Source organism: Geodermatophilus sp. SYSU D00766 (genome assembly GCF_054049915.1).
On sequence record NZ_JBJGYI010000004.1, the window covers coordinates 14,224 to 37,653 of the forward strand.

Consider the following 23,430-nt stretch of genomic DNA (forward strand, 5'->3'; position numbering starts at 1 on the left):
GTGTTCGACAGCATCGACATCTCCGGGTCCGGCCTGTCGGTCCACCGCCGCTGGATGGACGCCGTCTCGGACAACATCGCCAACGTCAACACCGTCAGCTCCACCGACGGCGAGGCGTTCCGCGAGCGCATGGTCGTCGCGCAGGCCGTCGACTACGGCTCCGGCGAGGGCGGCGTGCGCATCGCCGGCGCGGAGTTCGGCAGCGGCGAGGGCCGGCTGGTGTATGAGCCCGACCACCCGCTGGCCGACGCCGAGGGCTACGTGCGCTACCCCGACATCGACCTCGGCGACCAGATGACCCAGCTGATCATGGCCCAGCGCGGCTACCAGGCGAACCTGGCGTCCCTGGAGCGGGCGACCTCCGCCTACCAGGCCGCCCTGCAGCTCGGGAAGGGCTGATCGGTGTTCGAGCTCGCGAGAACACGAGAAGACAGAGCACCTCAGGGCGTGCGCTCGACGAGCGCCAGCGAGGAGGAAGCGTGACCTCCCCCATCGGCGGCATCTCGCTGCCCACCGTCCCGACCGTCGGCCCCCTCCAGGCCACCGAGGCCGCCCAGGCCGCCCAGCCGGCGGCCCCGGCCTCCGGCGAGGGCTTCGCCGCGGCGCTCACCGGGGCGCTCGAGCAGCTCGGGGCGCTGCAGTCGACCCGGGACGACCTGGCCGTGCAGGCCGCCACCGGCGACCTGCGTGACGTGCACGACTACATGATCGCGGCCCAGGAGTCCTCCGTGGCCACCGAGATGGTCGTGACCCTGAAGAACAAGGCCGTCGAGGCCTTCACCGAGATCATGAGGATGCCGGTCTGATGCCTCCCGCACTGGCGGGCCCGCTGGCGAAGGTGCGCGGCACCCTGGCCACGATCAGCCTGGGCCAGAAGGTCGTCATCGGCCTGCTGGTCGCCGGGCTGGCCCTCGGCGGCTTCGTCTTCTACCGCTGGGTCACGACGCCGACCATGGCGCCGCTGTTCTCCAACCTCGCCTCGACCGACGCCTCGGCGATCGTCGAGGAGCTCAACGCCGGCGGCGTCGCCTACGAGCTCGCCGACGGCGGCCAGACGATCCTGGTCGCCAACGACGCCGTCTACGACCTGCGGCTGCAGATGAGCGGCAAGGGCCTGCCCGCGGGCTCGGAGACCGGGTACGCGCTGCTCGACGAGCAGGGCATCACCACCAGCGAGTTCCAGCAGCAGGTGCAGTACCAGCGCGCCATCGAGGGCGAGCTCGCCAACACCCTCGAGGCGCTCGACGGCGTCTCGCAGGCGGTCGTGCACGTGGCGCTGCCCGAGGAGGAGGTGTTCGCCTCCGACGAGGCCGAGCCGACCGCCTCGGTGCTCCTCGACGTCGAGCGCGGCACCCAGCTGACCGGTGAGCAGGTCGCCTCGATCACCAACCTGGTCTCCTCGAGCATCGAGGGGATGGAGCCCGAGCAGGTCACCGTCAGCGACTCCTCCGGGCAGCTGCTCTCGGCCGCCGGGACGGGGCTCACCTCGGCCGCCGGCGACGCCCGCTCGCAGATGGAGTCGGACTACGAGACCCGGCTGGCCGCCAACGCGCAGGCCATCCTCGACCGGGTGCTCGGCCCCGGGCACGCGGAGGTCTCGGTGCGCGCCGACCTCGACATGTCCCAGCGCGACAGCACCGCGACCACCTACGGCTACACCGACGGCACCCCGCCGGTGTCCCAGCAGAGCTCGACGGAGACCTACACCGGGGACGGCACCGCCGTGGGCGGCGTGCTGGGCCCGGAGAACACCGCCGACGCCGCGAACGGCACCGGCGGCGGGCAGGCCGAGTACTCGACGGAGTCCTCGACGTCGAACAACGCCGTCGACCAGACGGTCACCAACACCGTGACCGCGCCCGGCGAGGTCAAGCGGCTCACCGTCGCCGTCGTCATGGACGACACCGTGGCCGGCGGGCTCAACCAGGCGCAGGTGCAGGACCTGGTGAGCAACGCGGTGGGCCTCGACGAGGCCCGCGGCGACGACATCAGCGTCGCCTCGCTGGCCTTCGACACGAAGGCCGCCGACGAGGCCGCCGCCGCCATGGCCGAGGCCCGCGAGGCCGAGCAGCAGGCCCAGATGTGGTCGCTCATCCGGACCGGCGGCATCGCCCTCGGCATCGCGCTCCTCGTCCTGGTCGTGTGGCTGCGCTCGCGCCGCCGCGGCGACGACGAGGAGGACGAGGACGACGAGCCCTACGAGATCGACGACGGCCTGATGGCCGAGCTGGAGCGGCTGCGGGTGGCCAGCTCCCGCGACGACACCGCCGTGCTGGACACCCGTGCACTGGAGCTGGAGGCCGCCGAGCGCCAGCGCGTCCGAGGGGAGATCGCCTCGATGGTCAGCGAACGTCCCGACGAGGTGGCGCAGATGCTGCGCGGCTGGCTGAGTGACGTCCGATGACGCTGGCATCGGTCGAGCAGCTGGTCGGCGCGGGCGGGACCAACCTGCCCGCCCTGCCGCCGGCGCCGCCGCGCCCGGAGATGCCGGGCCTGCGCAAGGCCGCCGTCTTCCTCGCCCAGATGAGCAAGGAGGAGGCCGGGCTGCTGCTGTCCAAGCTCAACGCCCGCGAGGTCGAGGCCCTCACCCGCGAGATCATGAAGCTCGGCACGGTGGAGCCCGAGGACGTCGACGGCGTCCTGTCGGAGTTCCACACGATGATGGCCGCCCAGCGCTTCGTGGGCCGCGGCGGCGTCGACTTCGCCCGCGAGATCCTCGCCGCGGGCCTCGGCGAGGACAAGGCCGAGGGCATCCTCGCCCGGCTCAACGTCGTCTACACCGAGGTGCCCTTCGCCTCGCTGCGCAACGCCGACGTCCGCCAGCTGGTCACCTTCCTCAAGGACGAGCACCCGCAGGTCATCGCGCTGGTGCTGGCCCACCTGTCGGCCGGGCAGTCCGCCGAGGTGCTCTCCGGCTTCAGCCCCGAGCAGCAGGCCGAGGTCGCCCACCGGATCGCGACGATGGACCGCACCTCCCCGGAGATGGTGCGGCTGGTCGAGGAGGAGCTCAGCCGGCGCATGGGGTCGCTGCTGGCCCACCAGGACATGTCCACCGTCGGCGGCGTCGAGACCCTCGTCGAGATCATCAACCGCTCGCCGCGACCCACCGAGCGCTCCATCCTCGAGTGGCTGGACTCCTCCGACCCGGAGCTGGCCGAGCAGGTGCGCGCGCAGATGTTCGTCTTCGAGGACATCGTCACGATCGACGACCGCTCCATGCAGCTGGTGCTGCGCGAGGTCGCCTCCAGCGACCTGGCCACCGCGCTCAAGGGCGTGCGCCCCGACGTCCGCGACAAGGTGGTGCGGAACCTCTCCGAGCGCGCCGCGGAGAACCTCGCCGAGGAGATCGAGCTGCTCGGCCCGGTCCGCGCCCGCACCGTCGAGGAGTCGCAGGGCAAGATCGTCGCGGTCATCCGCACGCTCGAGGAGCAGGGCGTGCTGACCATCTCCCGCGGTGGGGACGATGAGTTCGTCTCCTGACGGCCGCCGATCGGTCCTGCTGCGCGGGGCCTCGGCCAGCGCCGCGGCCCCCTACCGGCAGGTCGCCGGGACGACCGTGCCCCCGGCACCGCGGCCGGCCCCCGCGCCGGCACCGGCCGGCCCCTCGCCGGTGGTCGCCTCCGCCCCCGAGGTCACCGTCGAGCGGCGGACGGCGAGCCGCCGCGCCGCCGACGTCCCGGTGCCCAACGGCCGCGGCGTGCTGCGCCTGGGCGACGTCTACGCCGAGGAGCTGACCCGGCTGCGCGAGTTCGCCCGCCGGGAGGGCTTCGCCGCCGGGCACGCCGAGGGCGTGGCCGCCGCCGGGCAGGTCGTCGCCGAGGCCGAGGCCGCCGCGGCCGCGCGGCTCGCCGAGGTGCAGGCCCGCTGGGAGCGCCGCACGGCCTCGGCGGCCGCGGCCCTCGGCGCCGCGGCCGCCGCCCTGGAGGCCGCGGCCGTGCCCACCGCCGACGACGTCCGCGACACCGTGCTCGACGGCGCCCTGGGCCTGGTCGAGGAGCTGCTCGGCCGCGAGCTGTCGGCGTCGACCACCGCCGGCCTCGACGCCGTGCGCCGCGCGCTGACCCTCGTCCCCACCGACGCCCCCGCGGTCGTCCGGCTGCACCCCGACGACCTCGCCGAGGTCCCGCCGCACGCCCTGGCCGCGCTGCCCCCCACGGTCACGGTGGTCGGTGACGACGCCGTCGAGCGGGCCGGGGCGATCGCCGAGTGCGGCCCGCGCCGGGTCGACGCGCAGCTGTCGATGGCGCTGGCGCGGGTGCGGGCGGTGCTGTCGGCGTGAGCGCCGCCGCCGTCCTGTCCCGGGCCCGGCTGGCCGCCCGCCCGCAGCTGACCGGCTCCGTCGTCGGCGCCATGGGGCTCACCCTCACCGTCGAGGGCGTCGCCGCCGCCGTCGGTGACCTCGTCGAGGTGGGCACGGGTCTGCTCGCCGAGGTCGTCGCCGTCTCCCGCGACCGGCTGACCTGCATGCCGCTGGGCGAGATCTCGGGCGTGCACGCCGGCGCGCCGGTGCGCGCCACCGGCATGCCGCTGCAGGTGCCGGTCGGCGGGGCGCTGCTGGGCCGGGTGCTCGACGGGCTCGGCCGGCCGGTCGACGGGCACGGCCCGCTCGGCGCCGGGGTCGACTGGGTGGACCTGGCCAGCGAGACCCCGCACGCGCTCTCCCGCCGCCGGGTGGAGGAGCCGCTGCCGGTCGGCGTCCGCGCGCTGGACACCCTGGTGCCGGTCGGCAAGGGCCAGCGGCTGGGCATCTTCGCCGGCTCCGGCGTCGGCAAGTCCACGCTGCTCGCGCAGATCACCCGCGGCACCGAGGCCGACGTCCGGGTCATCGGGCTGATCGGCGAGCGCGGCCGGGAGGTCAAGGAGTTCCTGGAGGAGAACCTCGGCGCGGAGGGGATGGCGCGCACCGTCGTCGTCGTCGCCACCTCCGACGAGCCGCCACTGGTGCGGCTCAAGGCCGCGTTCGTGGCCACCCGCATCGCCGAGGGCTTCCGCGACCAGGGCCGCGACGTGCTGCTGCTCATGGACTCCATCACCCGCACCGCGATGGCCCAGCGCGAGGTGGGCCTGTCCGCCGGGGAGCCGCCGGCCACCCGCGGCTACCCGCCGAGCGTGTTCGCGATGATGCCGCGGCTGCTGGAGAAGGCCGGCCCCGGCTCCACCGGGTCGATCACCGGGCTCTACACCGTGCTCGTCGAGGGCGACGACCACAACGAGCCGATCGCCGACACCGCCCGCTCCATCCTCGACGGGCACGTGGTGCTCACCCGCCGGCTGGCGACCGCCGGCCACTTCCCCGCCGTCGACGTGCTGGAGTCGATCTCCCGCGTCGCCGGCGCGGTCACCGCCCCGGCGCGGATGGCCGACGCCCGCGAGATGCGTCGGCTCATGGGCGCGCTGCGCGACGTCAAGGAGCTCGTCGAGATCGGCGCCTACCAGGCCGGCAGCGACCCCCTGGTCGACCGGGCCCGCCTGCTCTCCCCCGCCATCGACGCCTTCCTGCGCCAGTCGCTGGAGGACAGCACCGCCCCCGACGACGCCTGGGCGATGCTGCACCGGCTCGTGACCGCGGGCTGACGTGGGCAAGCGCGCGACCTTCCGCCTCGAGCCCGTGCTGCGGGTGCGCGCCGCCGCCGAGGAGGCCGCCCAGCGGGCGGCGGCCGAGGCCGAGGCCGCCGCCCGCGACGCCGCCGGCCGCGCCGAGGAGATGGCCGCCGCGCTCGCCGGCCGGGTGCCGCCCGCGTCGTCCCCCGCGCCCGTCTTCCTCGCCGCGATGGTCGCATCGGCGGCCGCGGCTGCCGATGTAGCAGCCGCACGGTCGACGGCGCAGGCCTCGGCCGAGCAGGCGGACCTGCTGCGCCAGCGGTGGACCGCCGCCGCCCAGGAGACCCGGGCGCTGGAGAAGCTGCGCGAGCGGCACCTCCTCGCGCTGCGGGCCGCCGAGCTGACCGCCGAGGAGCGCGCGGTCGACGACCTGGTCACGCGCCGGCACGCGGTGCGGGCCACCGACGACGGGGAGGAGGAGCCGTGGAGGGCCTGACCGCGGTGCACGGCCGCATCGCCGAGATCCAGAACCGGATCCTCACCCTGGCCTCGGCGTCGTCGACGTCGACGTCGACGTCGACGTCGACGTCGGCGTCCGCGGCGTGGGCGAGCGCCGCGGCCACCGCCGGGCTCACCGGCACGGCCCCGGCCGCGGCGACCGGGACGCCCCCGGCCGCCGGCAGCGGCCGCGAGGGGCAGGTGGTGGCCGCCGCGCAGCGCTACCTCGGCGTCCCCTACGCGTGGGGCGGCACCGACCCGTCGGTGGGCCTGGACTGCTCGGGCCTGGTGCAGCGCGTCTTCGCCGACGTCGGCATCGACCTGCCGCGCACCAGCTCCCAGCAGGCCACCGCCGGCACCCCGGTCGCGAGCCTGGCCGAGGCCCGCCCCGGCGACCTGGTGTTCTTCGACAACTCGCCGTCGCGCCCCGGCATCGACCACGTCGGCATCTACGTCGGCGACGGGAAGATGGTCGCCGCGCCGCAGGAGGGCGACGTCGTCCGGGTGCAGGACGTCGGCACCCCGTCGGTCATCCGCCGCGTGCTGCCCGCCGCGGCCCCCGCGCCCGCGGCCACCGGCGGTGCCGGCCTGGCCGGGGTCCCCTACGCCGACCTGTTCACCGCCGCCGGCGCCCGCCACGGCGTCGCCCCGGCGCTGCTGGCCGCCGTGGCGCAGGTGGAGTCCGGCTTCGACTCCGCCGCCGTCTCCCCCGCCGGCGCCACCGGGCTCATGCAGTTCATGCCGGCCACCGCGGCCGGTCTCGGCGTGGACGCGTCGGACCCGGCCTCGGCGGTCGACGGCGCGGCCCGCTACCTGCGCCAGCTCACCGACCGCTTCGGCTCCACCGACCTCGCCCTGGCCGCCTACAACGCCGGGCCGGGTGCGGTGGCCCGCGCCGGCGGCGTCCCGCCGTACGCCGAGACCCAGTCCTACGTCCGCAAGGTCACCAGCGCCGCGGAGGCCTACTCGTGACAGCACCCGCCCTGCCCGCCGTCCTCCCCGCGGCGCCGTCCGCGGCGCCGTCGACCGAGCCGTCCGGCCCGTCGGCGGAGTTCGCGTCCGCCCTCGACGGCGCCGTGGCCGACCGCGGCCGTGCCGGCGACCGTCCCGGCCGGGCCGTGGGCCGCGACGCCGACCGTCCCGGCCGGGCGCTCGGCCGCGACGGCGACCCGCCCGGCCGCGCGCTCGGCCGCGACGGCGAGGCCGCGCCCCCCGAGGACGACGCCGCCGCCGTCCCCGCCGGTGAGGACGCCGCCGCGACGGCGCCCGCCGCCCCCGCCGCGGCCGGGGCCCTGCCCGCCGGGTGGGCGCTGGCCCTCGCCCTGGGGACCGGGGTGCCGCCCGCGACCGCCGCCGGCACCCCGGCCGAGGACACGCCCGCCGTCCCCGCCGCTCCCGGTGCCGCCGCCGCGTCCGGCGGGGTCACCGACGGCACGGTCGCCGTCCCCGGCGTCGCCGCCGGCCTGCCCACCGGCGCGGTCCCCGCCTCCCCCGCGGGCACCCCGCTGCCGGCCGCCGTCGCGCCGGACGGCACCGTCCCCGCGACCGCTCCCCCGGCCGCCGCCCAGGCCGCCGCCCCCGCTCCGGATCCCGCCGCCGCCGGGCTGCCCGCCGGGCTCGTGGTCGTGCCGGCCGCCGACCCGGCCCCGGTCGAGCCGTCGCCTCCCGCCGTGGTGCCCGTCCTCGCCGAGCCGGCGCCGCGGCCGGGACCGGCCGACGCCCCCGCGCGACACGAGCCCGCGGCCCCCGAGGCGGCACCGGCCGGCACCGCGCCGGCCGCCGCCCCGCTCCCCGCACCGGCCCCCGCCGCGGCGGTGCCGGTCGCGGCCGCCGCGCCGCGGGCCGACGTCCCGCAGCCGCCGGTCGCCGCGCAGGTCGCGCCCGCCGTCGCCACGCTGGCCTCCGGGCCCGACGGCACGCACACGATGACCCTGGTGCTCACCCCGGAGACCCTCGGCCAGGTCGAGGTCCGGGTCACCGTGCACGCCGGCACGCTCGACCTGAGCCTGCGCGGGGTGTCCGACGCCGGCCGCGCCGCGCTGCTCGACGCCCTGCCCGACCTGCGCCGCGACCTGGAGTCCGCCGGGCTGACCTGCTCGCGGCTGCAGGTCGACCGCGAGCAGGCCGGCTCGGGTTCGTCACAGGCGCAGTCCGGCTGGCAGCAGTCCCGCCAGCAGTCGGAGGAGCACGGCCGGGGCCAGGGCCACGGTCCGGGCCGCGGCCCCGCCGACGACCGCGGCCGCCCGTGGCTGCGCACCGACCCCGACGGGAGCCGACCGGCTGCCGCCGCGACCCACCCCGCGTCGAGCGCCCTCGACGTACGGGCCTGAGAGGAGCCGACGATGACCGGACCCGTGGGCGGCGTGGGCAGCACCTCCCCCGCCGTTCCCCAGACCGCCACCAGCTCGGTGGACCGCGCCGACCAGATGGGCAAGGACACCTTCCTGCAGCTCCTGGTCGCGCAGATGAAGTACCAGGACCCGGGCAACCCCACGAGCACGACCGAGTTCATGTCGCAGACGGCGACCTTCACCCAGGTGGAGAAGCTCGACGAGATCGTCTCGCAGAACGCCGCGCTGCTGTCCCTGCAGCGGTCGCTGTCGGCCGGTGCCCTGGTCGGCCACGCGGTCAGCTGGACCGCGGAGGACGGCACGACGCAGACCGGGACGGTGTCCTCGGTCCGCTTCGGCGACGACGAGCCGCTGGCCGTCGTCGGGGGCCAGGAGGTCCCCCTCGGCCGCCTGACCGAGATCTCCCTGCCGGCCCAGACCGGCGCCTGACCCCCGCTCCCCTCCCGAGAGGACCCTCCCCGTGCTGCGCTCGATGTTCTCGGCCATCTCCGGCCTGCGTGCCCACCAGACCAAGCTCGACGTGACCGGCAACAACATCGCCAACGTCAACACCGTCGGCTACAAGAGCTCCCAGACCGTCTTCGAGGACACCCTGTCCCAGGTCGTCCGCAACGGCTCGGCGCCCACCGACCAGGCCGGCGGCACCAACCCGGCGCAGGTCGGCCTCGGCGTCAAGGTCGCCGGCATCACCACCAACTTCGGCCAGGGCTCGACGCAGAACACCGGCCGCTCCACCGACTTCATGATCAGCGGCGACGGCTTCTTCGTGACCCGGGCCGGCAACGAGAACCTCTACACCCGCGCCGGGTCCTTCGACTACGACGGCGCCGGCAACCTCGTCACCCCCGACGGCGCCCAGCTGCAGGGCTGGATGGCCCAGGGCGGGCGGGTCGACACCAACGGCGCCCTCGGCCCGCTGACCATCCCCTTCGGCCAGGTCATGCCGCCCACCCCGACCCGCACGGGCACGGTCAGCGGCAACCTGTCGACGTCGGCGGTCGTCGCCTCGGCCGGGCCGCCGGTCGTCGAGGCCACGGCCGTGCAGACGCAGGTCACCGCCTACGACTCGCTGGGCACCGCCCACCAGATCGCGCTGACCTTCACCAAGACCGCCGCCAACCGCTGGTCGGTGGCCGCCTCGGAGAACGGCACCGCCATCGGCACCGCCCAGACGCTGGGCTTCAGCGCCTCCACCGGCCTGGCCACCGGCGACACCAGCTTCGAGCTCGGGGTCACCGGCGCCAACTGGCCCGGCGGCATCGCGATCGACCTGTCGGGGATGACCGAGTTCGGCGGCAAGACCGCGCTCACCCCGAGCGGTGTCGACGGCAACGCCATGGGCACGCTGCAGTCGATCTCGCTCAGCGGCGACGGCACGATCATGGGCGTCTACTCCAACAGCCTGCGCGAGCCGATCGGCAAGCTCGCCCTGGCCACCTTCGCCAACCCCGGCGGCCTGTCGAAGGCCGGCAACACCAGCTACCGGGTGGGCGACAACTCCGGCCAGCCCGTCATCGGCGAGGCCGGCACCGGCGGCCGCGGCTCGCTGACGGCCGGCGCGCTGGAGATGAGCAACGTCGACCTGGCCGAGGAGTTCACCGGCCTGATCGTCGCCCAGCGCGGGTTCCAGGCCAACAGCCGCGTCATCACCAGCTCCGACGAGGTGCTGCAGGACCTGGTCAACCTCAAGCGCTGATCAAGGACCCGCTCGCCCCCCACGCCTCGCTCCGCTCGGCGCGGGCCCCTGCGAGCGGGCCGTTCCAGCACGTCACCACGCTCGGCGCGGGCCCCTGCGAGCGGGCCGTTCCAGCACGTCACCGACTCGCGGCCCGGCACCCGTTCCCCGGGGTGCCGGGCCGCGCCCCGTGGCACTCCCGGGGCGAGTGGGACGGCGGTGCCGCGTCACCCGCCGGGGTGGTGCGGCGGGCCGTGTTCGGCTCAAGCAGTCCCGGCGCGGGACCGATGGTCCCTGCAGCCGCTTCCCCTCTCCGCACGAGCAGAAGGACCGACCCGTGATCCGTGTGACGCGCCTGAACGGGGAGCACTTCGCGCTCAACCCCGACCTCATCGAGCGCGTGGAGGGCCACCCCGACACCGTGATCTCCCTGGTCGACGGCACCCGCTACGTCGTCAGCGAGGGCGTCGACGAGGTGCTCGACGAGATCCGCGAGTACCGGGCGAGCATCCTCGCCACCGCCTACGCGATGGACCGCGGCACCTACCGCGCCACCAGCGGCCCCACCGCCGCCGACGACACCACGACGGCCTCCGTCGTCCCCTTCCCGGCCCGCGAGGAGCGCTGATCCGTGGACCCCGCCACCCTCGTCGGGTTCGTCGTCTCGATGGTCGCCCTCCTGGCCTTCATGGTCCTGGAGGGCTCGGACCCGACGACGCTGCTGTTCCTCCCCGCGATCGTCCTGGTGATCGTCGCGACCTTCGGCGCGGCGATGTCCAGCCAGACGCTCGACGACCTCAAGAAGCTGCCCGCCTGGTTCAAGCTCGCGGTGGTGCCGGCCAAGGTGCCGCCCGCCGCCGACCAGATCAAGGTCCTGGTGGCCCTCGCGGAGAAGGCGCGCAAGGAGGGCCTGCTCGCGCTCGAGGCGCAGGTGAAGGCGATCGAGGACCCGTTCCTCAAGCGCGGCCTGCAGATGGGCATCGACGGCACCGACCCCGAGGAGCTGCGCGCGGTCCTCGAGAGCGAGATCGCCGCCAAGAAGGCGGAGGACAAGGTCGCCGCCAAGTTCATGAACGCGATGGGCGGCTACGCGCCGACCATCGGCATCGTCGGCTGCATCGTCGGCCTGATGAACGTCATGGGGAACCTCAGCAACCCCGAGGCGCTCGGGCCGATGATCGCCTCGGCGTTCGTCGCCACGCTGTGGGGCGTCATGGCCGCCAACTTCTGGTTCCTCCCCATGGGCGCCAAGATCCTGCGGGTCAGCGAGCTGCAGGCCGCGCAGATGGAGCTGCTGGTCGAGGGCATCGCCGAGATCCAGGCCGGCACCAGCCCGCGCGCCGTCCGGCTCAAGCTCACCTCCCTCATCCCGCCCAGTGAGGTCGCCAAGGAGGCCGCGTGAGTGGCGGCCACGGCGGCCGGAGGCGGGGGAGGAAGCACGAGGAGGAGGAGCACGAGAACCACGAGCGGTGGCTGGTGTCCTACGCCGACATGATGACGCTGCTGCTCGTCCTCTTCGTGGTCCTCTTCGCGATGAGCCAGGTGGACAAGGAGAAGTTCGCCGCGCTGGCCAGCGGGCTCTCGCAGGCATTCGGCGCCCCGGTCACCGCCCTGCAGGGGTCGGCGGGCAACCCCGAGGCCTCCGTCCTCGACTCCCTCGACGCCGCCGTCGACGTCCAGATCCCGCCGGCCCCGGCGGCGCAGGACTCCGTCGACGCCGCGGCCGCCGAGGCCGCCCGGCAGGAGGCCCAGCGGGTCGCCGCCGAGGCGCGGGCGGAGTACGACGAGCTCGCCGCCGTGCGCGCCGCGATCGACGCTGCGCTCGCCGCCGCCGGCCAGGCCGGCACGGCGCGCTACGAGATCGACGAGCGCGGCCTGGTCGTGCACATCGTGTCCGACCCGGTGCTGTTCGGCCCCGAGGAGGCCGACCTGCAGCCCACCGGCCGCGCCGTCCTCGGCGCCGTCGCCCCCGCGCTGGCCGGCGTGCCCAACCAGCTCGCCGTCGAGGGGCACGCCAACTCCCTGCCGGTCACCCGCGGCGGGCCGTGGCCGTCGAACTGGGAGCTGTCGGCCTACCGCGCCACCACGGTGGTCCGCTTCCTCGCCGCCTCCGGGGTCCCCCAGGAGCGGCTGCAGGGCACCGGCTACTCCGACACGCGGCCGATGGTGCCCGCCTCCGACCCCGACGCACTGTCCCTCAACCGCCGCGTCGACGTCGTCGTGCTGTCCGACGCCTCCGCCGAGGCGCGCGAGCTGCTGCCCGGCCTCGACGCACCCGCACAGGCACCCGCACAGGCACCCGCACAGGAAGGCATCCCCCAGTGAGCTCGACGACCAAGGCCAAGAAGAACGAGGAGGCTCCCGCCGAGGGCGAGGAGCCCAAGGGCGGCGGCCGCAGGAAGCTGCTGCTGGTGCTCGTCGTGCTGCTGGTCGCCCTCGGGGCCGCCGCCTACTTCTTCCTCTTCACCGGGGAGGCCGAGGCCGAGGAGCCGGTGGCCGGCGAGGTGGTCGCGCTCGAGCCGGTGACGGTCAACCTGGCCGGCGGCGGCTACCTCAAGATCGGCATCAGCCTGCAGACGACGGAGGACGCCGCCTCCGGTGGCCACGGCGGTGGCGGCGTCGACGGCTCCAAGGCCCTCGACCTGGTCATCTCCACCTACTCGCAGGCCCAGCCGGCCGACGTCACCGGGGCCCGCGAGGCGCTCAAGGAGGCGCTGGAGCAGAAGATCGTCGAGGCCTACACCGAGCACGAGGTGCCGATGGTCATGGGCATCTACTTCACCGAGTACGTCACCCAGTAGCCCGGCCGAGGGTGTGCGCCCGCGCCGCGTCCCGAGCTCGGGAACCCGGCTCCGGCGCACACCCTCGCTCCCCGTCGGACACCCAGTGACCTCCTGACGCACCACCCGTCACACCCTCCCCGGCTGACCGGCGGCGCGGGGCGCCGCCGGTCAGTTCGCGTTCGGGGCCCGCCGATGAGGAGGCCGTGACCCGCCCCGAGAACGCGACCGTGCCCGCCGGGCACGGGCCGCAGTCGCCGGCCGTGGGCGGCCGCAGCCGGCGCGGTGCGCCCCGCACCTACGACTTCCGCCGCCCGACGAAGCTCTCCCGCGAGCACGTGCGGGTGCTGCAGATCGCCCAGGAGGCCTTCGCCCGCCAGGCGACGACGGTCCTCACCACGATGCTGCGCACCGGCGCCCGCATGGAGCTGCTGGGCATTGAGCAGCACTCCTACGACGACTTCGTCGCGACGCTGCCCGACCCCTCGTTCCTGACGACGTTCAGCATGGACCCGCTGGCCGGCAAGGGCCTGCTGGCCTACCCGCTCGACATCGCCATGGCCGCCGTCGACCACATGCTCGGCGGCTCCGGTGCCGCCCACCAGCCCGAGCGGCCGATGACGGCGATGGAGACCACCATCACCCACTCCCTGCTGACCCGGCTGCTGCAGGAGTTCGCCGCCGCCTTCCAGCACGTCAGCGACGTGCAGCCGGAGATCGACGGGATCGAGTACAACCCCGCCCTGGCGCAGGCCGCGGCGGGCTCGGACACCGTCATGGTGGCCCGCTACACGCTCTCGATCGGCAGCCGCGAGGGCGCGGCCGCGCTGGTGCTGCCGTTCTCCTCGTTCCACCAGGCGCTGGACAACGCCGCCTCGCCGCAGCTGTCGGAGTCCGCGCAGCGCAAGCGGCAGCGGGCCGCCGAACTGCTCGCCGAGCGGCTGGAGCTGGTCCCGGTCGACGTCAGCGTGCGGTTCTCCCCGCTCGAGGTGTCCTCGGAGGACCTGCTGTCGCTCACCGTCGGCGACGTGCTGCTGCTGCGCCACCCGCGCGACGCGCCGCTGGAGGTCACCACCAACGACGCCGTGTTCGCCCACGCCATCGCCAGCAACCACCGGCGCCGGCTGGCCGCCGCCATCGTCCCCGCCCCGTCGGCCCCGAAGGACCTCGCATGACCGCCACGCTCGACCACTCCCAGGCCTCCGAGGCCATCACCAGCGTCGTGGTGGCCGCCGCGCGCGCGGCGGGCGCCCTCGTCCCGGCCGGCGCCGAGCTCGTCGCCGGCGCCGCGGTCACCGACCCCGACGCCGTCCCCGTCCCGCCGGCCGCGGCCGCCGCGGTCAGCGCCCGGCTGTCCGGGGAGGTCACCGGCGACGTCGTCCTGGTGCTCTCCGCCGAGGTCGTCGAGGCCCTGGACAACTCCCCCGTCGGCCCGATGGACGTCGCCACCGCGCTGCGCCCCGCGCTGGAGGCGGCCGCGGCCACCCTCGGCCGGGTCCGCGTCGACAGCGAGCGCACGGAGGACCCGGTCACCGCCCTCGACGGGCTGCGCGACAAGGGCATGCTGGTGGCGGTGCCGCTGGCCGCCGGCGCCGAGCACGTCGCGACGCTCGCGCTGCAGGTTACCCTGCCGACGGCGCCGCGCGCCCGCCGCGGCAGCCTGGACCTGCTGCGGCACGTGGCCATGGAGGTCACCGTCGAGATCGGCCGCACCCGGATGACCGTCGGCGAGCTGCTGTCGTTGCACCCGGGCGAGGTCGTCGAGCTCGACCGTGCCGCCAGCGCCCCGGCCGACCTGCTGGTCAACGGCACGCTCATCGCCCGCGGCGAGGTCGTCGTCGTCGACGAGGACTTCGGCCTGCGGATCAGCGAGATCGTCACCGACGCCGCCGCCGAGCTCGGGCAGGACCAGCCGTGACGTGGATGGTCGTGCGGCTGCTGCTGTCGCTGGCCTTCGTCGGCGGCGTGCTGTGGTTCGCCGCGCGGCTGGCGAAGAAGCGCGGCCTGGGCTCCTCCGGCGGCCTGGTCGAGGTCGTCGCCCACCAGCGGATGGGGCGCGCCAGCACCGTCAACGTGCTGCGCATCGCCGACCGGGTGCTCGTCGTCGGCGCCACCGAGCAGCAGGTCACCCTGCTCGCCGAGCTCGACGGCGAGGCGGTCGAGGCCACCCTCGCCGAGCGCGCCGAGGCGGCCGGGCGCCCCCCGGCCCTGCCCACCGCGCCCGGCCGCGTCGGCGGTGCGGTGGCCGGGTCGGTGCTCGACCGCGGCGCCTGGTCGACCCTGGTGGGCCAGTTGCGCGAGCGGACGGTCCGCCGCTGATGGACCGCACGCGCCGCGCCGCCGTCGTCGCCGCGGCCCTGCTCGGCTGCGCCGTCACCGGCGTGCTGCTGGCCGGGCCGGCCGCCGCCGCCCCGACCGCACCCACGCCCCCGACCGCGCCGACCGTCCCCGCCGTCGACGGCGGCGTGGACATCTCCGTGGGCAACGGCAGCCCCAGCACGTCGATCACGCTGATCCTCGCGGTCACCGTCCTGTCGGTGGCGCCGTCGGTGCTGCTGCTGGCGACGTCGTTCACCAAGATCGCGATCGTCCTGTCGCTGACCCGCAACGCGCTGGGCCTGCAGCAGTCGCCGCCCAACTCGGTGCTCACCGGCATCGCCCTGTTCCTGACCCTGTTCGTCATGGGCCCGGTGTTCTCCGACGTCAACGAGGTCGCCGTCCAGCCCTACATGGACGGCACGATCACCGTCTCGCAGGCCTACGACGCCGGCGTCGTGCCGTTGCGGGAGTTCCTGCTCTCCAACACCCGCGACGACGAGCTCGAGCTCATGGTGGGCCTCTCCGGCGAGGAGCAGCCCGAGGACGCGGCGTCGGTCAGCATGACCACGCTGGTGCCGGCGTTCGTCCTCTCCGAGCTCAAGAGCGCCTTCATCATCGGGATCGTCGTGTTCATCCCGTTCCTGGTGCTCGACATGCTCGTCAGCGCCGCGCTCATGGCGATGGGCATGATGATGGTGCCGCCGTCGGTGGTGTCGCTGCCGTTCAAGCTGCTGCTGTTCGTGGTGGTCGACGGGTGGGCGCTGATCACCACCGCTCTCGTGGGCAGTTACTCGTGAGCGAGCTCGCGAGCTCACGCGTGGGCACAGCACCCCCGGGCACGATGGCGACGAGCGCCAGCGAGGAGCCGTCGTGACCGACGCCGACGTCACCGAGATCGCCGTCGAGACCATGACGGTGGGCGCCAAGGTCGCCGCCCCCGTGCTGCTCACCGCGCTGCTGGTCGGGTTCCTCATCTCGCTGTTCCAGGCCGCGACCCAGATCCAGGAACCGACCCTGTCGTTCGTGCCGAAGATGATCGCGGTCTCCGTCGCGCTGCTGGTCACCGGCAACTGGGTGCTCGCCGAGATGGTCAGCTTCACCGAGCACCTGTTCGACCAGCTGCCGCGCCTGCTCGGGCGGACCTGACCGGATGGACCTCGAGGTCCCGGCGGTCACCCTCGCGGCCCTGCTGCTCGCCACCGCCCGCGCGGCCGGGTTCGTCCTGCTGGCCCCGCCGTTCAACACCCGGACCATCCCGGCGCCGGTCAAGGGCGCGCTGGCCCTGGCGCTGTCGGTCGCGCTGGTCGACCGCGTCGCCCCCGGCCTGCCCGAGCCGACCGCCGGCTTCCTCGTGGTCACCGCCGTCACCGAGGTCGCCATCGGCGCGGCGCTGGGCTTCGTCGTCCAGCTGTTCTTCACCGCGGTGCAGTTCGCCGGGGAACTCATCGACGTCACCGGCGGCTTCACGCTGCAGCCGGCCTACGACCCGCTGGCCATGACGATGAACTCCGTCATGGGCAAGCTGCACTCGCTGCTGGCCACGACGCTGCTGTTCACCAGCGGCGGGCACCTGCTGCTGGTGCGCGGCTTCGCCACCTCCTACGAGGGCCTGCCGGTGACCGGCGGCTACCCCGCCGAGTCGATCGGCGAGGTGGTGATGACGGCGTTCTCGATGATGTTCCTGGCCGCGCTGCAGATCGCCGGGCCCATGGTGGCGGTGCTGCTGCTGGCCGACGTCGCCCTCGCCCTGCTGTCGCGGGCGGCGCCGGCGCTGAACATCTTCGCGATCGGCTTCCCCGTGAAGATCATGCTGACCCTGGCGCTGCTGGGGCTGACCTTCCCCCTGCTGCCCTCGGCCCTCGACGCCCTGCTCGAGGAGGCCACCCGCGCCGTCGTCGGACTCCGGAGCGGGTGAGGCCCGGTGGCCAAGGACGGACCGGGCGGTGAGAAGACCGAGAAGCCCACTCCCAAGCGCCTGAAGGAGGCGCGCAAGGAGGGGCAGATCCCCCGCACCCAGGAGCTGGGCACCTGGGCGGGGGTGGCGGTGGCCAGCGCCCTGCTGCCGATGATGGTCGGCAACACCTTCGACGAGGTCGGCCGGTTGTTCCTGCAGGTCGGCGCGGTGGTCGAGGACCCCCGGGTGGAGCGGGTCGACCCGCTGCTCGGCCAGGCGCTGTCGGCCTTCCTCGCGACCGTGCTGCCGGTGGCGCTGACACTGCTGCTCACCGGCGTGCTCGCCTCGGCCGCGCAGGGCGGGGTGGCGCTGGCGACCAAGGGCATGAAGCCCACGCTGAAGAAGCTCAACCCCTTCCCCGGGATGAAGCGGATGTTCGGCACCCACGGGCTGTGGGAGGCGGCCAAGGCGGTGATCAAGACGATCGCCCTCGGCGTCGTCGTGGTCACCACCAGCGACCGGGCGCAGGAGCTGGTCTCGGCGTCGGGCGCGCTGCCGCTGTCGGCGGTCACCTCCGCCGTCGCCGACTCCGCCGTCCTGATGTTCCGGGTCGTGGCGGTCACCGGCCTGGTCATCGCGGTCGCCGACTACGTCGTGGTCCGGGTGCAGACGAGGAAGAAGCTGCTCATGACCCGGTACGAGGTCGAGCAGGAGCACAAGAACTCCGAGGGCGACCCGCACGTGAAGGGCCAGCGCCGGTCGATGCAGCTGGCGATGTCGCGCAACCGGATGATGGCCGAGGTCGCCGAGGCCGACGTCCTGCTGGTCAACCCGACGCACGTCGCCGTCGCGCTGCGGTACCAGCCCGAGCGCGGCGCCCCGCGCGTGGTGGCCAAGGGCGCCGACGAGATCGCCGCCCGGCTGCGCGAGCGGGCCGCCGAGGCGCGGGTGCCGATGGTGCAGGACGTGCCGCTGGCCCGGGCGCTGCACGCCTCCTGCGAGATCGGCCAGGAGGTGCCGCCGCAGCTGTTCACCGCCGTCGCGCGGGTGCTCGCCTTCGTGATGCAGCTGGGCGCGCGCGGCGTGCGCGGCGGCTTCCACCGCCCGGGGTTCGAGGCGCCCGACGTCACCGGGCTGCCGCGGGCCGGCCGCCGGAGGGCGCCGATCGCCTCCTGACCCGGGCACTTCCGCGGAAGTGCCCGGGTGGTGGGGCTGCTGTGACGGGTGGGCCGAACGCGGTCGGTGCCCCCGCGCGGGCTGCCGATGGAGGCTCCGTGCGAGGGATGACCAGGGCCGCCGTGCCGATCGGCGTCGTGGCCATCGTCCTCATGCTGGTCGTGCCGCTGCCGGCGGCGTTCCTGGACCTGCTGCTGGGCCTGAACATCACCGCGTCGCTGCTGATCCTGCTGGTCGCGATGCAGATCCGGCGGCCGCTGGACTTCGCCGTCTTCCCGTCGCTGATCCTCATCGCGACGCTGTTCCGGCTGGCCCTCAACGTCTCCTCGACGCGGCTGGTGCTCAGCGACGGCTACGCCGGCAAGGTCATCGAGGCCTTCGGCCACTTCGTCATCGGCGGCTCGCTCGTCGTCGGCCTGGTGATCTTCGTGATCCTCACGATCATCCAGTTCGTCGTGATCACCAACGGTGCCGGCCGCGTCGCCGAGGTCGGTGCCCGCTTCACCCTCGACGCGATGCCCGGCAAGCAGATGGCCATCGACGCCGACCTCAACGCCGGGCTGATCAACGAGGAGCAGGCCCGCAAGCGGCGCTCGGAGGTCACCAGCGAGGCCGACTTCTACGGCTCGATGGACGGCGCCTCGAAGTTCGTCAAGGGCGACGCGATCGCGGCCATCGTCATCACGCTGATCAACCTCGTCGGCGGCTTCGCCGTCGGCGTCGTGCAGAAGGGCATGGCGCCGGGCGAGGCGGTCTCGACCTACTCGCTGCTCACCGTCGGCGACGGCCTGGTCTCCCAGATCCCCGCGCTGCTGCTGTCCACCGCGACCGGCATCATCGTCACCCGCTCGGCCTCCGACGGGGACATGGGCAGCGACCTGCTCGCCCAGCTCGGCCGGTTCCGGCAGCCGGTCCGCATCGCCGGCGGCGCCGCGCTGGCCCTCTGCCTGATCCCCGGCCTGCCGAAGCTGCCGTTCCTGGTCATCGGCGGCGCCTTCCTGCTCATGGCCGCCCGCATGCAGGAGGTCCCGGCCGACGACGAGACCGCGCCGGCCGCCGAGGCCGACGACGAGCCGCGGCCGGACTCCCCCGAGGCGATCGCCGAGCGGATGCGGGTCGACCCGCTCGAGCTCGAGGTGGCCTTCGACCTGGTCGACCTCGTCGACACGGCCCGCGGCGGCGACCTGCTCGACCGGGTCAAGGCGCTGCGCCGGAAGGTCGCGATGGAGACCGGCCTGGTCATCCCGCTGGTGCGGACCCGAGACAACCTCGACCTGCCGGCGTCGCAGTACGTCATCTGGCTCAACGGCGTCCCCGCGGCCAAGGGCTCCTCCCCCGCCGGCACCGTGCTGGCCATCGGCGACGCCCTCGACGGCCTGCCCGGCCGCCCCACCCGCGAGCCGGTCTTCGGCCTGCCCGCGAAGTGGGTGCCGGCCGAGCTGCAGCGGCAGGCGGAGATGGCCGGCGCCACCGTCGTCGACCGCTCCTCGGTCATCACCACGCACCTGGCCGAGGTCGTCCGCCAGCACTCCGCCGACCTGCTCGGCCGCGAGGACGTCCGGCTGCTGGTGGAGATGGTCCGCCGCAGCCACCCCGTCGTCGTCGAGGAGCTCACCCCGGCGCTGCTCACCCTCGGCGAGATCCAGCGGGTGCTGCACGCGCTGCTCACCGAGAACGTGTCCATCCGCGACCTGGTGCGCATCTTCGAGGCGCTGTCGCTGCGGGCGAAGACGTCGACCGACCTCGACGGCCTGGTCGAGGCCGTGCGCGCGTCGCTGGGCGCCGCGATCAGCCACCCCTACGTCACGCCCGACGAGCGGCTGCACGTGCTGACCCTCGAGCCGGCCTTCGAGCAGCGGCTGCTCGAGGCGGTCCGGCACGGCGACGGCGGCCAGGTGCTGGCGCTGGACGCCGGCTCGGTCGACGCGCTGGTCACCGGCTGCACCGGGCTGCTCGAGGTCGCCGAGAACCACGGCCTCTCGCCGGTCCTGGTCTGCTCGCCGCAGGTCCGCGCCGCACTGTCCCGCCTGGTCCGCCAGGTGCTGCCCCGGCTGCCGGTGATCTCCTACGCGGAGGTCTCCCGGACGGCCCAGATCGAGTCCCTGGGAGTGGTGAGCGGTGCCGTTGCCATCCGTTGAGGCGCCCACGCCCGAGGCCGCGGTGGCCGCGGCGCGGGAGCGGTACGGCAACGCCGTCCGGATCGTCGGCGTGCGCCGCGTCCGCTCCGGCGGGGTCCTCGGCTTCTTCGCCACCGAGCGGTTCATCGCCGAGGTGGAGGAGGTCGAGCCGGCCCGCCGCGCCCCCGCGTCGCGGTCGGAGTCGGCGCGGCGCATCGAGGCCGCGCTCAGCCGCGACCCCGGGCCACTGGCCGACACCGGCGCGTTCCTGCGCGCCACGGAGATGCACCGGTCCCGGCCGGCGGCCGCGCGGACCGCCGCGCTCCCCGACCCGGTCGACGAGCTGGCCGGCCTGCTCGGGTCCGGCGGCGCCGGCCCGGACGTCGACCTCTACTCGCGGACGTCGGTGGCCGCGGGCCGCGGCACCGCTGCCGGTGGGGCCGCGTTCCGCCCGGCCGCGGTGAGCCGCGCGGCTGCCGCCCGTCCCGCGGCTGTCACCCCCGCCGCTGCCACGCCCCGCCGGGCGCCGAGGACGGCGGTGCGCCCGCCGGCGACGCCGGCCGGACCCGCCGGTCCCTCGCCGTTCACCGCTGCGCTCGCGCAGGTCGTGGCCGGCGACCGCGAGGTCCGCGAGGCCGTGGACGACGCCGTCCGTGTCGCGGCCGCCTCGTCCGCCGCGGAGGCGCTGCGGGCGCTGACCGAGGCCGCGGTGGCGACGTCGCCTGCGCCGTCGCCGGAGCCCGTGCCGTCGCCGGAGCCGGAGGTCCCCGCGTCCCGGTCGGTGCTGCGGACGCCGGCGCCCGCGCCCGCCGGCCCGGCGCTGCCGCTGGCCGCCGCCCTGGCCGCCGCGATGGCCGCGCCCGCTCCCGCCCCTGCCCCTGCGGCCGCCCCGGCTCCTGCGCCGGTCGCCGAGGAGCCGGTCGCGGAGGATCCGGTCGTCGAGGTCATCCCCGAGGAGCCGGTCGCCGAGGAGTTCCCGGTCGAGGAGTTCCCGGTCGAGGAGCTCGCCGTCGAGGAGCCCGCCGACGAGCGGCCCGTCCCCGACCTGGACATGTGGGCCGAGCCGGCCCCTGCGCCGCGCATCGCCGCCGTCCTCGTCGAGCCGGTGGTCGAGCCCGAGCCGGTCGTCGAGGAGCCCGTCGTCGTCGAGGCCGTGGCCGAGGAGCCCGCCGTCGTCGAGGAGTCCCTGCTCGACGAGCTGCCGGGCGGCACCGGGCCCGCCGCCGAGGAGGTCGCTGATGAGATCCCCGCGCGGCTCGCCGAGGTCCCGGCCGACGACTTCGCCACCGACGTGCTGCCGGCCGTCGTCGTGGAGCCGGTCGAGGTGCCGGTTCCCTGGGCCGACCCGGACCCCACCGAGCCGACCACCGGCCGCGAGGAGGCTATCGCCGAGGTGCTGCGCGCCGCGCTGGCGCACGACACGCCCGACGACGCGCTGACCGACATCCTCCGCGGCGTCCTCGCCAGCGCCTCGACGCAGGGCGGCGTGCACCGCGGCCGCCCGCCGGTGCCGGTCACCGCCCAGCGCCTGGACCGCGAGCCGGCGTGGGTGGAGACCTCCGCCGAGAGCGACGAGTGGGAGGCCACGGAGGCCGAGGAGGCCGAGGAGGCCGAGGAGGCCGAGGAGGCCGAGGAGGCCGAGGAGGCCGAGGAGGCCGAGGAGGCCGAGGAGGCCGACGAGGCCGGCACCGAGCTCGTGGCGCTGGCGCCCACCGCCAGCGACCCGGCGCCGCTGCTCTCCGACGCCACCGCCGTCCTGCCCCCGCTCTCCCTGCTGCCGCCGACCCCCGGCACCGCGCTGGCCGTGCCGCCGCTGCTGGGGCGCCCGCCGGTGCCGCCGCGCCGTCTCCCGCCGGTGCCCGGGCACGCCGTCGCCCGGGTCGCCGCCCCGCAGCGGCCCACCGGCCTGGCCACGGTCACCCGGCTGCCGGTCGACACCCGCGCGGGCCGCGTCGTCGTCCCCTCGGTGCGCGAGCGCGCCGCGGGCGGGCGGTCCGGACGGGACCTGGTCGACCCGCGGGCGGTCGAGGCGGCCGGCGTCGTCGCCCGGCTGCGGGGCCTCGGTGTGCCCGAGGACCTGCTCGGCGGCGGCTTCCCCGCCGACGTCGCCGCGCACGGCACCTACGCCGCGCTGACCCGCGCCCTGCGGTCGCTCCCGGCCGCCCCGGCCGCGCCCGCCGGCCCCGGCGAGGTGCTGCTGGTGGTCGGTCCCGGCGTCGAGACGCTCGCGGCCGCGCGGTCGCTGTCGGTCTCGATGCGCCTGGACGCCGACCGGCTGCAGTGGGCCACCCGCGGCGACCTCGCCGCGCTCGCGCCCGAGGCCGGCCGGATCACCTCCGTCGACACCGCGATCGAGCGCAAGCAGGACGCCGCCCGGGCCGGGACGCCGACCGTCGTCGCCGTCGACGCCCCCATGCGCGCCGGTGGCCGCACCTGGCTCGAGCAGGTCATGGCGATCTTCTCGCCGTCGGCGGTGTGGGCCGTCGTGGAGGCGACCCGCAAGCCCGAGGACGTCGGGCCGTGGCTGGACGGGCTGCCCCGGGTCGACGCGCTCGTCGTCCAGGACAGCGACCTCACCGCCGACCCCGCGGCCGTGCTGGGCCGCACCACCGTGCCGGTGGCCCTCCTCGACGGCGTCCGCGCGACCGCACACCGCTGGGCGTCGCTGCTGTGCGAGCGGCTGGAGACCGCTGAGGCATGAGCCCGCTGCGCTGGGACGTCCTCGCGGTGGGGTTCCTCCTGGCCCTGCCGGTGCTCGCGCTCGGCGTGCGCGGCGACTTCTCCCCCGACGAGGTCGCCGCCCGGCTGCCCTGGTGCCTGCTGGCCGGGTGGGGCGCGGTGGCGCTGCTGCGCTACGCGGCGACGCCGCCGCGCACCCCGCCGGCGCGGGGCGCCACCGAACCGGCACCCGAGGCCGAGGACCCCACCTCCTGACCCCCGGCTCCTGCGGCGCTGTCGCCGCTCTCGCGGTACCGCTACACCGCGGGAGCGCGAGCCGCACCGCAGAGCTCTGCTGTCCACAGATGCCGGCGATCCGCCCCGACGACTCCGGCTGCGGGCCAGCGTCGGAGCGTGACCG

Annotated in this window: 25 protein-coding genes; all 25 read left to right on the forward strand. The window is 75.3% G+C overall.

All coding sequences use genetic code 11. The features are described 5' to 3' along the window. The 25 genes from flgC (at position 1) to ACI8AD_RS05210 (ending at position 23,285) form a co-directional block, all read left to right on the forward strand. Positions 1-399 (forward strand): flagellar basal body rod protein FlgC, encoded by a 399-nt coding sequence (gene flgC, locus ACI8AD_RS05090; RefSeq protein ID WP_089404496.1) that lies wholly within the window; start codon positions 1-3, stop codon positions 397-399. An 80-nt stretch (positions 400-479) separates the two neighbouring features. Then, positions 480-806 carry a flagellar hook-basal body complex protein FliE gene (gene fliE / locus ACI8AD_RS05095; protein WP_456869444.1) on the forward strand — a complete coding sequence of 109 codons (327 nt, stop codon included), beginning with the start codon at positions 480-482 and terminating at the stop codon, positions 804-806. Further along, complete coding sequence (gene fliF / locus ACI8AD_RS05100) at positions 806-2,404, forward strand: flagellar basal-body MS-ring/collar protein FliF (protein WP_456869445.1); 1,599 nt, start codon at positions 806-808, stop codon at positions 2,402-2,404. The genes fliE and fliF overlap by 1 nt, the downstream gene beginning before the upstream one ends. Beyond that, positions 2,401-3,480: a flagellar motor switch protein FliG gene (fliG, locus tag ACI8AD_RS05105; RefSeq protein WP_456869446.1), complete on the forward strand. Its 1,080-nt coding sequence runs from the start codon at positions 2,401-2,403 to the stop codon at positions 3,478-3,480. Before fliF ends, fliG begins: the two co-directional genes overlap by 4 nt. Next, positions 3,464-4,279 carry a FliH/SctL family protein gene (locus tag ACI8AD_RS05110; RefSeq protein ID WP_456869447.1) on the forward strand — a complete coding sequence of 272 codons (816 nt, stop codon included), beginning with the start codon at positions 3,464-3,466 and terminating at the stop codon, positions 4,277-4,279. Before fliG ends, ACI8AD_RS05110 begins: the two co-directional genes overlap by 17 nt. Next, a complete protein-coding gene (locus ACI8AD_RS05115) occupies positions 4,276-5,574 on the forward strand; it encodes a FliI/YscN family ATPase (RefSeq protein ID WP_456869448.1) in 1,299 nt (432 codons plus the stop codon). The genes ACI8AD_RS05110 and ACI8AD_RS05115 overlap by 4 nt, the downstream gene beginning before the upstream one ends. 1 nt (position 5,575) lies before the next feature. Continuing rightward, complete coding sequence (locus tag ACI8AD_RS05120; protein WP_456869449.1) at positions 5,576-6,037, forward strand: flagellar export protein FliJ; 462 nt, start codon at positions 5,576-5,578, stop codon at positions 6,035-6,037. Then, positions 6,025-7,011, forward strand: coding sequence for an NlpC/P60 family protein (locus ACI8AD_RS05125; RefSeq protein WP_456869450.1), 987 nt, complete (start codon positions 6,025-6,027; stop codon positions 7,009-7,011). The genes ACI8AD_RS05120 and ACI8AD_RS05125 overlap by 13 nt, the downstream gene beginning before the upstream one ends. Then, positions 7,008-8,369 (forward strand): flagellar hook-length control protein FliK, encoded by a 1,362-nt coding sequence (locus ACI8AD_RS05130; protein WP_456869451.1) that lies wholly within the window; start codon positions 7,008-7,010, stop codon positions 8,367-8,369. Before ACI8AD_RS05125 ends, ACI8AD_RS05130 begins: the two co-directional genes overlap by 4 nt. Positions 8,370-8,381: 12 nt before the next feature. After that, entirely contained in the window at positions 8,382-8,819 is a 438-nt protein-coding gene (locus tag ACI8AD_RS05135) for a flagellar hook capping FlgD N-terminal domain-containing protein (protein ID WP_456869452.1), read from the forward strand. Positions 8,820-8,850: 31 nt separating this feature from the next. Then, entirely contained in the window at positions 8,851-10,086 is a 1,236-nt protein-coding gene (locus ACI8AD_RS05140) for a flagellar hook protein FlgE (RefSeq protein WP_456869453.1), read from the forward strand. 316 nt (positions 10,087-10,402) lie between these two features. Further along, positions 10,403-10,693 carry a flagellar FlbD family protein gene (locus ACI8AD_RS05145; RefSeq protein WP_456869454.1) on the forward strand — a complete coding sequence of 97 codons (291 nt, stop codon included), beginning with the start codon at positions 10,403-10,405 and terminating at the stop codon, positions 10,691-10,693. 3 nt (positions 10,694-10,696) lie between these two features. Further along, on the forward strand, positions 10,697-11,467 hold the full coding sequence (locus tag ACI8AD_RS05150; protein ID WP_456869455.1) for a motility protein A: 771 nt from the start codon (positions 10,697-10,699) through the stop codon (positions 11,465-11,467). Next, the gene (locus ACI8AD_RS05155) at positions 11,464-12,390 is read left to right on the forward strand and encodes a flagellar motor protein MotB (RefSeq protein ID WP_456869456.1); all 927 of its coding nucleotides are present in this window, start codon (positions 11,464-11,466) and stop codon (positions 12,388-12,390) included. Before ACI8AD_RS05150 ends, ACI8AD_RS05155 begins: the two co-directional genes overlap by 4 nt. Beyond that, on the forward strand, positions 12,387-12,866 hold the full coding sequence (locus ACI8AD_RS05160) for a flagellar basal body-associated FliL family protein (protein ID WP_456869457.1): 480 nt from the start codon (positions 12,387-12,389) through the stop codon (positions 12,864-12,866). The genes ACI8AD_RS05155 and ACI8AD_RS05160 overlap by 4 nt, the downstream gene beginning before the upstream one ends. Positions 12,867-13,051: 185 nt before the next feature. Then, positions 13,052-14,020 carry a flagellar motor switch protein FliM gene (locus ACI8AD_RS05165; RefSeq protein ID WP_456869458.1) on the forward strand — a complete coding sequence of 323 codons (969 nt, stop codon included), beginning with the start codon at positions 13,052-13,054 and terminating at the stop codon, positions 14,018-14,020. Then, on the forward strand, positions 14,017-14,763 hold the full coding sequence (gene fliN / locus ACI8AD_RS05170; protein WP_456869459.1) for a flagellar motor switch protein FliN: 747 nt from the start codon (positions 14,017-14,019) through the stop codon (positions 14,761-14,763). Before ACI8AD_RS05165 ends, fliN begins: the two co-directional genes overlap by 4 nt. Before the next feature lie 5 nt (positions 14,764-14,768). After that, positions 14,769-15,164 (forward strand): FliO/MopB family protein, encoded by a 396-nt coding sequence (locus ACI8AD_RS05175; protein WP_456869629.1) that lies wholly within the window; start codon positions 14,769-14,771, stop codon positions 15,162-15,164. Beyond that, the gene (fliP, locus tag ACI8AD_RS05180; protein WP_456869460.1) at positions 15,164-15,961 is read left to right on the forward strand and encodes a flagellar type III secretion system pore protein FliP; all 798 of its coding nucleotides are present in this window, start codon (positions 15,164-15,166) and stop codon (positions 15,959-15,961) included. Before ACI8AD_RS05175 ends, fliP begins: the two co-directional genes overlap by 1 nt. Before the next feature lie 73 nt (positions 15,962-16,034). Further along, entirely contained in the window at positions 16,035-16,310 is a 276-nt protein-coding gene (fliQ, locus tag ACI8AD_RS05185; RefSeq protein ID WP_456869461.1) for a flagellar biosynthesis protein FliQ, read from the forward strand. Between the two features lie 4 nt (positions 16,311-16,314). Then, a complete protein-coding gene (gene fliR, locus ACI8AD_RS05190; RefSeq protein WP_456869462.1) occupies positions 16,315-17,079 on the forward strand; it encodes a flagellar biosynthetic protein FliR in 765 nt (254 codons plus the stop codon). A gap of 6 nt (positions 17,080-17,085) precedes the next feature. After that, entirely contained in the window at positions 17,086-18,234 is a 1,149-nt protein-coding gene (locus ACI8AD_RS05195; protein ID WP_456869463.1) for an EscU/YscU/HrcU family type III secretion system export apparatus switch protein, read from the forward strand. Positions 18,235-18,341: 107 nt separating this feature from the next. Then, positions 18,342-20,372, forward strand: a complete 2,031-nt coding sequence (gene flhA, locus ACI8AD_RS05200) for a flagellar biosynthesis protein FlhA (protein ID WP_456869464.1) — start codon at positions 18,342-18,344, stop codon at positions 20,370-20,372. After that, complete coding sequence (locus ACI8AD_RS05205; RefSeq protein ID WP_456869465.1) at positions 20,353-23,052, forward strand: hypothetical protein; 2,700 nt, start codon at positions 20,353-20,355, stop codon at positions 23,050-23,052. The genes flhA and ACI8AD_RS05205 overlap by 20 nt, the downstream gene beginning before the upstream one ends. Then, on the forward strand, positions 23,049-23,285 hold the full coding sequence (locus ACI8AD_RS05210; RefSeq protein ID WP_456869466.1) for a hypothetical protein: 237 nt from the start codon (positions 23,049-23,051) through the stop codon (positions 23,283-23,285). Before ACI8AD_RS05205 ends, ACI8AD_RS05210 begins: the two co-directional genes overlap by 4 nt. The last annotated feature ends 145 nt before the right edge of the window (positions 23,286-23,430 follow it).